The organism is Collinsella sp. AM31-2AC, assembly GCF_003469285.1.
In the GTDB taxonomy this organism is placed as follows: Bacteria; Actinomycetota; Coriobacteriia; order Coriobacteriales; family Coriobacteriaceae; genus Collinsella; species Collinsella aerofaciens_AT.
In genome coordinates, this window is the sequence record NZ_QSJB01000010.1 from 67008 (window position 1) to 80727 (window position 13720).

Annotated in this window: 9 protein-coding genes; 3 read left to right on the top strand and 6 right to left on the bottom strand. The window is 61.7% G+C overall.

Going from position 1 to position 13720, the window contains the following annotated elements:
* Positions 1 to 175: 175 nt before the first annotated feature.
* From DW796_RS06205 to metK, 6 genes are all read right to left on the bottom strand, one after another.
* Entirely contained in the window at positions 176 to 1390 is a 1215-nt protein-coding gene (locus tag DW796_RS06205) for an ABC transporter permease (RefSeq protein WP_118094585.1), read from the bottom strand.
* The gene (locus tag DW796_RS06210; RefSeq protein WP_055250391.1) at positions 1387 to 2160 is read right to left on the bottom strand and encodes an ABC transporter ATP-binding protein; all 774 of its coding nucleotides are present in this window, start codon (positions 2158 to 2160) and stop codon (positions 1387 to 1389) included. The genes DW796_RS06205 and DW796_RS06210 overlap by 4 nt, the downstream gene beginning before the upstream one ends.
* The gene (locus DW796_RS06215) at positions 2160 to 3572 is read right to left on the bottom strand and encodes an efflux RND transporter periplasmic adaptor subunit (RefSeq protein ID WP_158567702.1); all 1413 of its coding nucleotides are present in this window, start codon (positions 3570 to 3572) and stop codon (positions 2160 to 2162) included. The genes DW796_RS06210 and DW796_RS06215 overlap by 1 nt, the downstream gene beginning before the upstream one ends.
* Positions 3573 to 3704: 132 nt before the next feature.
* Positions 3705 to 5429: a L,D-transpeptidase gene (locus tag DW796_RS06220; RefSeq protein ID WP_158567703.1), complete on the bottom strand. Its 1725-nt coding sequence runs from the start codon at positions 5427 to 5429 to the stop codon at positions 3705 to 3707.
* A gap of 149 nt (positions 5430 to 5578) precedes the next feature.
* On the bottom strand, positions 5579 to 7186 hold the full coding sequence (gene sdaAA / locus DW796_RS06225; protein ID WP_118094588.1) for an L-serine ammonia-lyase, iron-sulfur-dependent, subunit alpha: 1608 nt from the start codon (positions 7184 to 7186) through the stop codon (positions 5579 to 5581).
* 312 nt (positions 7187 to 7498) lie between these two features.
* Positions 7499 to 8779, bottom strand: a complete 1281-nt coding sequence (gene metK / locus DW796_RS06230; protein ID WP_022094972.1) for a methionine adenosyltransferase — start codon at positions 8777 to 8779, stop codon at positions 7499 to 7501.
* Between the two features lie 220 nt (positions 8780 to 8999).
* Here metK and gltX point away from each other — a divergent pair, with 220 nt between their 5' ends.
* The 3 genes from gltX (at position 9000) to def (ending at position 13694) form a co-directional block, all read left to right on the top strand.
* Positions 9000 to 10475: a glutamate--tRNA ligase gene (gene gltX / locus DW796_RS06235; protein WP_118094589.1), complete on the top strand. Its 1476-nt coding sequence runs from the start codon at positions 9000 to 9002 to the stop codon at positions 10473 to 10475.
* A gap of 210 nt (positions 10476 to 10685) precedes the next feature.
* Complete coding sequence (priA, locus tag DW796_RS06240) at positions 10686 to 13139, top strand: primosomal protein N' (RefSeq protein WP_118094590.1); 2454 nt, start codon at positions 10686 to 10688, stop codon at positions 13137 to 13139.
* An 18-nt stretch (positions 13140 to 13157) separates the two neighbouring features.
* Positions 13158 to 13694: a peptide deformylase gene (def, locus tag DW796_RS06245; RefSeq protein WP_118094591.1), complete on the top strand. Its 537-nt coding sequence runs from the start codon at positions 13158 to 13160 to the stop codon at positions 13692 to 13694.
* Positions 13695 to 13720 lie beyond the last annotated feature (26 nt).

Below are 13720 nucleotides of genomic sequence, written 5' to 3' on the forward strand. Positions count from 1 at the left end.
CGACCCGTACAAGCCCGTCATCCATCAATAGCTCGAGGACGACGCCCAGAACTGGCGCAAACAGCCCTTCAATAAGTTGCGGTGAAATAGTGTCTGTTTTTGCTGCTAGATAGCATATTCAGTCCCTAATTCACCGCAACTTGTTGGTGGTGGCTTACTGGTAGCTGGTGGTGGCTTACTGGTAGCGTAGGCACTCCACCGGGTTGAGCTTTGCCGCGCGGCGAGCGGGGTAGAAGCCAAAGATTACGCCGATGCCGACGGAGACGCCGAAGGCCAGCAGCACCGTGGCGATTGAAAAGCTCGGTGTGATCTCCCCACTGGCACCGAGCTCGTTGAGAACCCCTGATCCTGCGGCAAACATCGCGAGGCCCCAGGCCAGCAGATAGCCAATCAGGACACCCAGCAGGCCACCGGTGACGCACAGCGCCGAGGACTCGGCCAAAAACTGCGCGGTGATATCGCGGCGACTGGCGCCCAAGGCACGGCGAATACCGATCTCGCGGATGCGCTCAGTCACGTTGGTAAGCATCATATTCATAATGCCGATTCCGCCGACAAGCAGTGAGATACTGGCGACAGCGCCCATGATGAGCGAGAAGGCGCCCATAAACGAGTTGAGTGCATCGATGGCGCTTTTCATGGAGGTCGCCGATACGCTGTCGTACTCATCATCCTCCGAGATGCCCTTCATCGCGCGCACCTTAGACTCGATGGTCTTGCAGAGCTCGTCCATGTCTGTGCCCTCGGCGGCAAGTGCCGTCACGCTGGGAAATGAAGGATTCTCGTCGCCAAACAGGCCGGAGATGGTTTCGCGTGGCATATACAGCGTGAGCGAGCCCATGGAGTCGCTGCCGCCATCAATCACGCCTACAATCTGCACCTCGCCGTTGGACACCTTGATGGTTTTCCCCAGTGCGTCCTGTTCGTTGCCGTAAAGCTGATCGGCGCCGCCGCGGCTGATGAGCGCCACGCGCGAGCCTGATTGAGACTCTGCCTGTGAATAGACACGTCCCGCAACGAGCTTGCTGGCGCCCGCGGCATCGAGCATGTCGCTATCGACGCCGTGTGCCATGACGGTATAGCTTTTATCCCCGACCTTATACTCGGAATAGGCGTTATCGACGATGCCGATCTGCTCAATCTGCGGCACCAGTTTGCGAAGCTTTTCCACATCCGAATCGGTGAGTTCTTGGGACGAATAGATCTCTACCATGCGGGCTGCATTGAGGCCCAGGCTGTTGACCAGGCTGTTTTGGATGCCGCCGATGAGCGAAGTCATGGCGATGACCGAGGCGATGCCAATGACGATGCCAAGGATGGTGAGCAGGCTGCGTCCCTTGTTGGCCTCGAGCGAGTGAAGGGCTTCTTGGACAAGATCGCGGGTGCTCATGCCTTCGCTCCTTTCGGCTGATTGGTGGTTGCAGAAATCGCGGGCAGGTTTTTGACGGCCCCGCGTAACGTATTCGGTGTATGCGCGACATATGCGCCGTCATGGATTCGCCCGTCACGGATGGTTACGGCTCGATCGGCCTCGGCGGCGATGCCGGGGTCATGCGTGATGAGTACGATGGTCTTGCCGCGTTTCTGGAGCTTGTGGAAGGTTTCCATGACGAGCGCCCCGGTTGTCGAGTCTAGATTTCCCGTTGGCTCGTCGGCCAAAATGATGGGCGGGTCGTTGACGAGGGCGCGCGCGATGGCGACGCGCTGCATCTGTCCGCCCGAGAGTTCCGATATGCGGTGGTCCCAATGGTCGACCGGCAATGTGACGGCTTGCAGCGCGTGCACGGCGCGCATCTCGCGCTGGCTACGCGGCACATTGGTGTAGGACAGCGGCAGCATGACGTTTTCGATCACCGTCAGACGCGGCAGCAAGTTAAAACTCTGAAAGACAAAGCCGATGCTCAGCGCGCGCACCTCGGTGAGCTCATCATCGTCGAGCTCGGCGACGTTGAGCCCTTGCAGGAAATAATCACCCGCCGTCGGCTTGTCCAGGCAGCCCAGGATGTTCATGAGCGTCGACTTGCCCGAGCCCGAGGGGCCGGTGATGGCGACGAACTCACCGGGGTTCACCGCCAGGCTCACGTTGTGCAGGATGTGGGCGCAACCGGCCTCGCTCTCAAAGATGCGGTGCACGTTGCGGATGTCGATGACGGGACGCATTACTTGCCCTCGTCGGCAGACATATTGTCGCCGCCGTCTGCCGTCATGCCTGTGCCGGTATCCGTCACGATGGTGTCGCCGTCGCGTAACTTGGTAACCGGGACGTCTGGGTTGATCTCGTTGCCCTGGTCGTCGCGCTTGACCTGCGTCTTACCGACTACAGCCTCGTTGTCGTTTTGCGTCACGACGGTCACCTTCACGCGGCGCGTCTTCTTGCCTTCCGAATCGGTGGCCAGATTGACGTAATAGTGCTCGCCATCTTCGGTCATCAGCGCCATGGTCGGCACCATAACCACGTCGTCGAGCTTCTCGGTCACTACCGAGACCTCGGCAGTCATACCCGGCTTAAGGCGACTGTCGGGTGCTTCGATGAGGATGTCGACGTTAAAGGTCACGCTGCCGCCGCTACCGGAGCCGGAGTCAGAGTTTGCCACCGAGGCGATAGCCGTGACGGTGCCTTGACTCACGATATCGGGAAACGCGGGATAGGTCACGTTGGCGCTTTGGCCCACGGCAATTTTGGCGATATCCTTTTCGCCCACCTGAACCGTTACCTTCATCTTGGACAGGTCGGCGATTTGCATGCACTGCTTGCCGCCGCTCGTGTCGCCTTCGCCCATGATCGTGCCTCCGGTCACCGTGGCACCGACTTTGGCGTTGAGCTCGACGATGTTGCCCGAGCTGGGGGCCTTTACGGTGCGCTCGGCCGCCTTTGCAGTTGCCTGCTCCAGCGTTGCCTGGGCCGAGGCGAGGTTGCGCTGGGCGGTCGAGACGGCATTTGCGTTGGTGCTTGCGTCCGATGGGCCGGTCGATCCGTCACCGTCCGTTGCCGGTGCGGCCTGTGCGGCCGCGAGCGTCGCCTTTGCATTGTTCAGGTCTTCCTGGGCGGCCGCGACCGCGCGCTGCGCCTCGGAAACAGCGTTATCGAGCGCGTCGTTCTTAATAGTCATGAGCACGTCGCCCTCGTTGACGCTCTGTCCGGCCTGCACGTTGATCGAATCGACCGTGCCGTCGACAGAAGGGGAGACCACTGAGGACGAAATGGGTTTGAGCTGGCCTTTTGCCTCGACCGTTGTGCTAAACGTGCCCTCGGTCACCATGTCGGTCGCAGGCCTGCTATCGCCCTGTGGCTGCGCATTGATAACCAGGGTTGCAACAATAGCAATGAGCGCGATGACACCCACGATGCCGGCGGCAATGCCGCGTCGAATCAGCTTTTTGCGTCGACGTTCGGCACGTTTTGCCTTGAGCTTGGCATATGCCTCTTCATCGGAAATCTCGGCCGTATCGTTCGTGCGTCCGCTCTCCTTGTCGGCATGTACGTCTGTGATCAGAGGAAGCGTTTCGGTGGCACCTTCGGGCGTGTGCTCGGTATCATCCGGGCCCGGGGTGATGTTGGGGACATTCGGCATAGCGTCTCCTTTATAGAAAGAACCTTGATAAGTATATGCGCCCGCCGGTTGGGGCAGGCGCATAGGACGGTATCTTTCGGAATTGTTAGATTGGTCGCAGCAGTTGCATGTTGTATGAATGCGCGCGTTGCACTACGAGTGGACAACCACGCACAGGCCGACTTTGATGCAATCGTGCAGCGCCTTGGCGTCGGCCAGGCGAAGGTTGATGCATCCGTGGCTGCCGCACCACTTGTAGGAGTTGGGATCGTCGAAACTCTTGTCGTTTTGCCACGTTGCATCGTGGAAACCGACCATGTTTCCCTCAAACGGCATCCAATAGCTGACCGGGCTCTCGTATTTGGGCTTGCCGGTCTCGGGGTCCTTGGCACCGATGAGCTTGCTGGCGCCGTTGTTGCTGTTGATCTGCCAAACGCCTTCGGGCGTGGCGTCATCACCCGGCTTTCCCGAGATAAAGTTGGCCTCCCATACGACATTGCCGCTCTCGTCGTAGTAGCGCGCGTGCTGCTCGGACAGATCGACATCGATGTATGCCTTCCAGTCGGGCTCTCCCTTTGCGGTAAAGGTGTCGGCTTTCTGGGAGTACTTTATCTCGATTTCGCCGGTCTGCTTGTTGTTAATGGCGTCCTCGACCTGCTTGGCGAGCGAGCTGCTGTCGATGGACCAACCAAAGTCGCCGCCTTCGACGGCGCACTGCTTGCCATCGGCGCGCGTCCACCAGCGAGTGGAGCCCACGGTATTAAAGCCGTTGGCGAGCTCGGCTGCCCAGCTGCTGATCTGCGACGTATCGAGCGTGGGGTTGGCCGGATCGGCAAAGCTGATCCACTGCAACACGGAGCTGCCATCAACCTTGCCGGCATCCTCGCCGTTGAGCTTGAGGGTCACGTTGACGCCCAAGAAGTTGTTGGCGGCATCGCATGCGGACTGAATCTGATCATCGGTCAGCGTTCCATTAAGCGGCTCATAGGCATCGTTGCCGAGCTTGGAAAGATCTACGGTCTCGGCCAGCGAGGCAAGCTCGAGCTCGGCATACTTAATGATATGCTCGCGGTTGAGTTTTTCGTTGGAGCGTGCCTTCTCGACGGTAAACTTGCCGGCCTGCTCGTCATAGGAGCTATTGGCCTCGAACGTGCCCGAACGGCCCTCGTTAAACTCATCGATGGCGGTGCCCAGATCCTTCTCAAACTGCTTTTGGTCAAAGGTATCGGAGAGCATGGACAGGTCGACGTCTTGATCAAGATCGACTTCGTTGGAGGTAGCGGTTGTTTTGGTCTTGCCACTTAAGGATTCCATAAGGCGGACCGGCCATACAAAGGCTTCGTTGTGGTTGATGATCTCTTTTGCGGCAGCTTCGCCGTCGACGATGGGCTCATCGGACTCGGGCTGATAGGTCCAGCTAAAGTCATCGCCCGCCACGGTGAGCTTATAGTGCTTCCACGCCGAGTTGACCTTGGTGGCGGCAGACGAAGCGTTGGAGAACGAGACGTCGACGCCGGCGATGGTGGTGTTGGGGTAGGCTACCTGCGAAAACGCTACGACGCCTACGATATAGACAATGACGATAAGACCCAGGAGGACAAAGAGCGTCGTCTTTTTGCCCGACTTATTGTTCCCGGTGGGTTTGCGCGCGGGGCCGCGATCGCCTCGACCGTGCTTGGGGGGCTGCTTGGGCGTATTGCCGTTTGCCTGGCGCTGCTGACGTTGCTGGCGCTGCTGGTTCGGGCGTTGCGAAGCGTTTGCCGCACCACGCTGCTGACCGTGGCTCGGCGCGATAGGACGCGGCGACTGAACGCCGCCGGTGTGCCTGCTTGGCTGCTGCGGATCGGGAATCAGTTGAGTTCGATCGTTTTGCGACATCGTGTGCATATCCTTCGAATTTCGCCTTGCGGCTCATCGTATTTTTACTGGGCTTGCATTATAGCGATTACCTAGTTGATTGTGGTATGGAAACGGTGGCATTCAAAAGAGGTGGGACATTTGTCCCACCTTCGAGTCGTTCTTTGTCGCTATCCGCACACACCGCATTTTGCACAGGCCGAAAGTGCGGCCGGAGCCTGCGCGATGCCGCCCTTTGCCGTCTCGCGCAGCGTGGCCGGCAACGCGTGGCCCACCGAGAGCATGACGTGTGCCATCTGGTCAAACGGCACCAGGCTCTTAATGCCGGCGAGGGCGAGTTGTGCGGAGCTAAAGGCGGCTGCCACGCCGATGGCGTTGCGGTTTTGGCAGGGCACCTCCACGAGGCCACCGACGGGGTCACAAACGAGGCCCAGCAGATTACTTAGCGCGATGGAACTGGCGTCGAGCGCCTGCTCGGGTGTGCCGCCGAGCATCTGCACCAGCGCGGCGGCGGCCATGGCGGCCGCACTTCCGACCTCGGCCTGACAGCCGCCCTCGGCGCCGGCAACGCAGGCGCTCGTGGTGAGGTTGAGGCCGATGGCGGCGGCGCAGTAGAGCGCGTCCATGACCTGTTCGTCGTCGAGCTGCAGGTGGTCGGCGAGCGCCAGCACGCAGCCGGGTACGACGCCTGCGGAGCCTGCCGTGGGGGCAGCGACGATCACACCCATCGTGGCTGAGCGCTCGAGCACGGCCATGGCGTGGGCCACGGCGTCGGTCTGGACGGCGCCCATCAGGCTTGTGCTCAGATCGTTTCGGCCGGTGGCATCGACGAGCTTTGCCTCGCCGCCGATGAGGCCGCCGAGCGAGCGTTGCGGATTGGAAATGGGGGCCGTGGTCTCCTCGCGCATGACGTCGAGCACGCGGCGCATGGCGGCGACGGCGTGGGCCTCGCCGGTCAGGCGCGCCTCGCGAACGGCCATGACGGCGCCGATGCTGAGCCCCAGTTCCTCGCACGCATCGAGCAGCTGCTCGCCGTCGTCGAAGATTTCCTTGGCCGAGACGCCGGGGGAGAGCGACGAAGCAGAACCGGGGAGCTCGATAAAGGTCGCGTAATCGACATTGTCGAGCTTACGCAGCATCGGGACAACAGTGTCGTCGGGCGCGCCGTCGGTCTCAAAGACGGAGTAGGCCTGGCCGCCCACTTCGGTGCGGTAGGTGCGGCAGAAGGCGATGTTCACGTGTGCGTAGGCGAGCAGGTTGGTGAGCGCGGCGAGCACGCCGGGGACGTCCTTGTGCGCCACGAAGAGCGTTGAGTACATGCCCGAGATGTCAACGCCGACGCCGTTAATGCGGCTGATGCGCATCTTGCCGCCGCCCAGGCTCTCACCGCGGACCTGTGCCGTCGCACCCGTGTCGTCGACCATGTCAATGTCGACGGTGTTGGGGTGGATGGAGGCGTCGTCGCCCTTGATGTCAAAGTGATATTCGAGGCCCTGCTCGCTTGCGAGATCAAAGGCCTGCTTGATGTTCTCGTCGTCGGTGTCGAGGCCCAGGATGCCCGCGACGAGCGCACGGTCGGTACCGTGGCCGCGGTAGGTGTGGGCGAAGGAGTTCCACAGCTCAAAGGTGACTTTGGTGATGCGGCCTTCCAGCAGGCTGGCGGCAACTTGGGCGCAGCGCAGGGCGCCGGCGGTGTGCGATGAGCTGGGGCCGACCATGACGGGGCCTAAGATCTCGAATGCCGAGGTCGTAGCTAGTGTTTGCGGCTTGCCTGCCATGGCTGCTCCTTTGTTTTGTCCCATCGTCCCGAGGGCGGGGCATAAGGTCGCCTGCTCGGACAGTCCTGCTCGCACGGAGGCCACATTAAGTGGCCTCCGGCTCGTGCGGAACTCGCGATCGACCTTATGCCCCGCCCTCGGGACTAAGGATACATGGTAGAAGTGCCTGTGCTGCAAAATTCATTAGCTGGTGACGCAGCGTAGGCTCATGTCGAAACATCTTCACCACCGTTTAAATAAAAAAGAAGTACCGCTTGGGGGGCGGTACTTCTTTTGGTGCGTTGTTATTTGGCTGTGGCTTTTCTCGTTAGCTTACAGGCCGCAGGCCGCTTTGAGTTCTTCGACTCGATCGGTCTTCTCCCAGGTGAAGTCGGCGTCTTCGCGGCCGAAGTGGCCGTAGGCTGCCGTCTTCTCGTAGATCGGTCGACGCAGGTCCAGGTCGCGGATGATGGCGCCCGGGCGCAGGTCGAAGGTCTTCTCGACGGCCTCGACGATCTTGTCCTCGGCAACATGCGCGGTACCGAAGGTGTCGACCATGATTGAGAGGGGCTTGGAAACGCCGATGGCGTAGGCAAGCTCGACTTCGCATCGGTCGGCCAGACCGGCGGCGACCACGTTCTTGGCGACCCAGCGCGCGGCATACGCGGCGGAGCGGTCAACCTTGGTGCAGTCCTTGCCGCTAAAGGCGCCGCCGCCGTGACGGCCGTAGCCGCCATAGGTGTCGACGATGATCTTGCGGCCGGTGAGGCCCGTGTCGCCCATGGGGCCGCCCACAACAAAGCGACCGGTGGGGTTCACGTAGATGTCCGCGTTGTCCCACGGCATGTTCTCGGCGGCCATGACCGGGGTAATGACATGCTCGATGAGGTCGGCCTTGATCTTGCCCATGTCCTCGATCTCGGCGGCATGCTGCGTAGAGATGACGATGGTCGTGACCTCGACGGGCTTGCCTTCCTCGTAGCGCACGGTGACCTGGGTCTTGCCGTCGGGACGCAGATAGGCGAGGGTACCGTCGTGACGCACGGCGGCCAGGCGCTCGGCCAGGCGGCTTGCCAGGTAGTGTGGCATGGGCATGAGGGTCTTGGTCTCGTTGGAGGCATAACCGAACATCATGCCCTGGTCGCCGGCACCGATCAGGTCGATCGGGTCGGTGGTAGCGCCGGTCTGGGTCTCGAAGGACTCGTCAACGCCCTGGGCGATATCGGGCGACTGCTCGTGGATGAGGCTCATAACGCCGCAGGTGTCGCAGTCAAAACCGAACTTGGCGCGGTTGTAGCCAATGCGGCGGATGACGCCGCGGGCGATTTCCTGTACGTCGACGTAGGCCTGGGTGCGAATCTCGCCGGCGACGATGACCGTGCCGGTGGTCACGAGGGTCTCGCAGGCGCAGCGGACGTTCTCCACGTTGGCGGGCACACCGTTGGGCGCAATATAGCCCTGCTCCTGCAGCTCTATTTCTTTGGCGAGGATTGCGTCGAGGACGGCGTCGCTGATCTGGTCAGCGATCTTATCGGGATGACCTTCGGTCACCGACTCCGACGTAAAAACAAAGGACCCGTGTTGGGGTGGGATGGAACGAAGTTCTTCTGACATGATTGTCCTTTCAAAAACGTGTCCCGGCGACCGTTACCATTCCGCCGGGCTCTCTATGCAAGGGCACATCATAGCGCGTAAATCAAACATTCACACCCTTTCCGCACCTACTCATTTAAGTCTGTCCTCAATGAGTGGGTCGGTGCCCTTTGTGCGGAGGTTGCTTTGTTGCTTTATACTGGTGCGGTTAGACATCCATCCTGCAATCGAGGAGATTTCCATGGCATCAGACGTTCGCGTCCGCTTTGCACCCTCACCGACGGGCAAGCTGCACATCGGCGGCGCCCGCACCGCTATCTATAACTGGGCTTTCGCCCGTGCTAACGGCGGCACGTTCATCCTGCGCATTGACGACACCGATCCCACCCGCTCTACCGACGAGAACACGCAGATCATCCTGCGCGCCATGCGTTGGCTGGGCCTGGACTGGGACGAGGGTCCCGAGGTGGGCGGAGACTTTGGCCCCTATGCCCAGACCGAGCGCCTGGACCTGTACAAGCAGGCCGCCCAGAAACTTTGGGACGAGGGCAAGGCCTATCCCTGCTTCTGCACCAAGGAGCAGCTCGACGCCGACCGCAAGGCCGCGCAGGAGCGCAAGGACCCCTTCCAGGGCTATCAGCGTCGTTGCCGCGATCTTGATCCCGAGGAGGCCCGCCGCCGCATCGAGGCCGGCGAGTCCTACGTCCTGCGCATCAAGGTGCCCGAGGACCGCGGCGACGTCGTCATCCACGATGCCGTCCACGGCGAGGTGACCTTCGACGCCAAGGAGCTCGACGACTTTGTCATCTTCCGCTCCGATGGCACGCCCACGTACAACTTCGCGACCGTCGTCGACGACGCCATGATGAAGATCACCCATGTCATCCGCGGCGACGACCACCTGTCCAACACCCCGCGCCAGGTCATGGTCTACGAGGCCCTCGGCGCGCCCGTGCCCACGTTCGCCCACATCTCCATGATCCTGGGCGCCGACGGTAAGAAGCTCTCCAAGCGCCACGGCGCAACTTCGGTGGAGGAGTACCGCGACGCCGGTTACCTTTCCGACGCCTTCGTCAACTACCTGGCGCTGCTCGGCTGGTCGCTCGACGGCGAGACCACGATCATCCCGCGCGATGTCCTAGCCAGCAAGTTCTCGCTCGACCGCATCTCCAAGAACCCGGCGACCTTCGATCCCAAGAAGCTCGATTGGGTCAATGCCGAGTACATCAACGGCATGTCCGACGCGCAGTTTGCCGATGAGATCATGGTCCCCAAGCTGCACGAGGCGGGTCTCATCGAGGGCAACGTCGAGTACGGCGAGGACTGGATTGATGCGCTTGCCGCCATCGTCAAGCCGCGCACCAAGATGCCGACCGACGCCGTGACCGTCGCCGCTCCCATCTTTGCTACGGCCGAGACTCTCGAGTATGACGAGAAATCCGTTAACAAGGGCCTGGCTAAGGAAGGCATGGGCGCCATTCTGGATGCCGCCAAGGCTGCGCTCGAGGGCGTGGACAAGTGGACTGCCGAGGCCATCGACGCCGCGCTTGAGCCGCTGCCCGAGCAGATGGACCTCAAGAAGCGCGTGGTGTTCCAGGCCGTGCGCGTCGCCGTCTGCGGCAACATGGTGAGCCCTCCGCTGGGCGAGACCATGGCGCTCGTCGGCCGCGACGACTGCCTGGCGCGTATCGACCGCGCTCGCACGATGGCGCTGTAGTAGACGCGCAAATGCATGTATCCGAGCCCCGTTCACCCGAGCGGGGCTCTTGTTTCTGTACCGATGAGTGGGTTGCTGGGACAAAATAATCAGTAGTGTTTGTCCCATGTTCGAGTGACGCAACGAGCTCGACACTCGTATCGGCCATGGGACAAACTCTACTGATTATTTTGTCCCACCCCTTTCAGGTCCGTTCGTTAGAGGTGGTGTATGGCTCAACAACTGTCGCTGTTTGGTTTGCCGGAACCGGAGGAAGCTCCGGTGAAGCCCAAGCCTGCCGCTGCCTCGGCTCAGTCTAAGCCTTCGCCCGAGCCCCCTGCCGCCTACGCGAGCGTGGTCCTCGACATCCCCACCCGTGCGCTGTCGGAACCGTTTGCTTACGGCATCCCCGAGTCCCTTGCCAACGAGGTCCAGATCGGATCCACGGTCCTGGTCCACTTTGGTAACCGTGCCGCCGCGGGCTATGTCGTCGACATTGCACCTGATCTGGGCGATCTGCCGGGCAACAACTCCCTCGACCCGGTGCGCATCAAGCCCATCGAGGCCATCCTCAGCAAACCGCTCTTTACCGCCGAAGCCGCCCGCATCGCACGTTGGATGAGCCGCGAGTATGTCGCGACGCTTTCCGAGTGTCTGCGCCTGTTCTTGCCTCCGGGTGGCAGCCCGCGTGTGGTCAAGGGCGACGACGGTGTGTGGACGGTTGAACGTCCAGCCGTCAAACCCATCCAAAACCGCTGGGTGATGCTTACGCCCGAAGGCTTCGACTATACGCCGCCCAAGACCGCGGTCCGCCAGCGCCAACTCATCGAGGCGCTCCAGTGCGGCCCGGTCACGACGCGCGACCTCAACCTTCTCTATAACAGTATGTCGGCGACCATCAAGGCTCTCGAAAAACGCGGCGTCGTGGTGGTGGAGGAGCGCCGTGCCTGGCGCGGTTGCAGCGAGCAGACCACGCTGTCCTCGGCAAGCGGCAAGGCGCCGGTCTCCCTTACCAACGGCCAGCAACAGGCACTCGCGCAGATTGAGCGCGCCCGTCTGGACGCTCATGGCGACGTGGTGCTGGTCGACGGCGTCACCGGCTCCGGCAAAACCGAGGTCTATCTATCCGCCATCGAGCGCGTGCTCGCGGCTGGCCGCTCTGCCTGCGTGCTGGTACCCGAGATTTCGCTGACAGCCCAGACCGTCGGCCGCTTCCGCTCCCGCTTTGGCGAGACGGTCGCGGTTTTCCACTCGCGTCTTTCGGCCGGCGAGCGCCTGGACCAGTGGGACATGGTTGCCAGCGGTTCCGCCCGCGTGGTCGTCGGCGCACGTTCGGCGCTCTTTTGCCCGCTTGGCGACCTGGGCCTCATCATCATTGACGAGGAGCACGAGACCAGCTACAAGCAGGGGTCCAGTCCGCGCTACCATGCGCGCGAGGTGGCAGCCGAGATGGCGCGCCGCTATCGCTGCCCGCTCGTGCTGGGGTCGGCCACGCCTTCTGCCGAGGCCCTCGACCGCTGCCGCCGCGGCATGTATAACGGTGCCACCTGGACGCGTGTCGAGATGCCCGAGCGCCCCGGACACGCCGTGCTGCCTACGGTCCGCATTGCTGACCTGCGTCGCGAGTTCTCGCACGGCAGCCGCTCCATGATCTCAAAACCCTTGATGGAGGGATTGGAGCGTGTGGTCGAGCGCCGCGAGAAGGCCGTGTTGCTGCATAACCGCCGTGGCTTTGCGCCATTCCTGATGTGCCGCGAGTGCGGCTGCGTCCCCACCTGCAACCACTGCTCCACAGCGCTTACGTATCACGAGCGCACACACACGCTGCAGTGTCACACATGCGGTTCGTCTTGGCGCGTGCAGCCGTATCCCGCGCCCACGAGCCGTTGCCCCAAATGCGGCAGTCGCTACCTGGCAAAAATGGGCCTGGGCACACAGCAGATCGAGGACGCTCTGCACCAGTTGCTTCCCGAGGACGTTGCCATCATTCGCATGGATGCCGATTCCACGCGTGGCAAGGATGCGCACAAAAAGCTGCTCGAGCAGTTCGATGCGGCGGATTGCGCCGTGTTGCTGGGTACCCAGATGATCGCTAAAGGTCTCGATTTTCCCGAGGTCACGCTCGTGGGCGTGGTCAATGCCGACTTCGCCCTTAAGCTGCCCGATTTCCGCGCAGGGGAGCGCGCCTACGATCTGCTGGAACAGGTGGCGGGCCGTGCCGGTCGCGGCGATCGTCCCGGTGAGGTGATCATCCAGACCTACCTGCCCGAGGATCCGGTCATTCGCGCCGTCGCTAAGCACGACCGTTCGATCTTTACCGACTACGACTTGGACCAGCGCCGCGACGCCCTGTATCCACCGTTCGTGCGTCTGGTCAACATTTTGGTGTGGTCGGCGAACGCGGATGACGCGCAGGACTACATTGGGCGCATTGCAAAGCTTCTTAAGCGCCGCTGGCATGCCGCCGCGCCCGATTTTTTGCGGGCGGGGAGTGCCGTGCCGCAGGTGCTGGGCCCGGCTTCGTGTGTAATCGAGAGAGCCAAGGACCGTTACCGCTTCCATCTGCTTGTGAAGTCGCCTGTGGGGTACCATGTCTCTGATGATATCGACGCCTGCCTCAAAGAGGTGGGCTCTGTGCGCGGCGTGAGCGTGAGCGTTGACGTCGATGCCTATGATTTGATGTAACAACCCGAAAGGATGGCCATGGAAGCCAACGGAATCGTACTGTCGCCCGACCCTCGCCTGCGTCAGGAGTGCGCCGTCATCGAGGAGATCACCCCAGCGATCGAGTCGCTTGCCGAGAAGATGAAGAAGATGATGTTCGACAACGGCGGTTGCGGCCTGGCTGCTCCGCAGATCGGCGAGCTTATTCAGCTCGTCACCATTGACTGCGACTACAGCGACAAGAACGACTACGACCCGTACGTGCTCATCAACCCTGTCATTGTTGAGCAGAGCGACCATCTGGTGCCGTTTAGCGAGGGCTGCCTGTCCATCCCTGGCATTAGCTGCGAGATCGAGCGTCCCGACCATGTCGTCGTCGAGGCGTACGACCTGGATGCCAACCTGATTCGCTATGAGGCTTCGGGCGACCTGTTCTGCGTGTGCCTGCAGCACGAGATCGATCACCTGCATGGCAACACTATGTTCGAGCGACTGAAGCCGATGCAGAGGATCAAGGCCGTCAAGGAGTACCAGGACGCCCTGGCCCGCGGCGCTCGACCGGGCGAGACGGAGTAGGTTTGTCCGTCCCCGGGGCGCCCGCC

Bases quoted from the DNA above. Each gene is read 5' to 3' on its own strand.
- DW796_RS06205 (WP_118094585.1), bottom strand. From the start codon at position 1,390: ATGAGCACCCGCGATCTTGTCCAAGAAGCCCTTCACTCGCTCGAGGCC.
- DW796_RS06210 (WP_055250391.1), bottom strand. From the start codon at position 2,160: ATGCGTCCCGTCATCGACATCCGCAACGTGCACCGCATCTTTGAGAGC.
- DW796_RS06215 (WP_158567702.1), bottom strand. From the start codon at position 3,572: ATGCCGAATGTCCCCAACATCACCCCGGGCCCGGATGATACCGAGCAC.
- DW796_RS06220 (WP_158567703.1), bottom strand. From the start codon at position 5,429: ATGTCGCAAAACGATCGAACTCAACTGATTCCCGATCCGCAGCAGCCA.
- sdaAA (WP_118094588.1), bottom strand. From the start codon at position 7,186: ATGGCAGGCAAGCCGCAAACACTAGCTACGACCTCGGCATTCGAGATC.
- metK (WP_022094972.1), bottom strand. From the start codon at position 8,779: ATGTCAGAAGAACTTCGTTCCATCCCACCCCAACACGGGTCCTTTGTT.
- gltX (WP_118094589.1), top strand. From the start codon at position 9,000: ATGGCATCAGACGTTCGCGTCCGCTTTGCACCCTCACCGACGGGCAAG.
- priA (WP_118094590.1), top strand. From the start codon at position 10,686: ATGGCTCAACAACTGTCGCTGTTTGGTTTGCCGGAACCGGAGGAAGCT.
- def (WP_118094591.1), top strand. From the start codon at position 13,158: ATGGAAGCCAACGGAATCGTACTGTCGCCCGACCCTCGCCTGCGTCAG.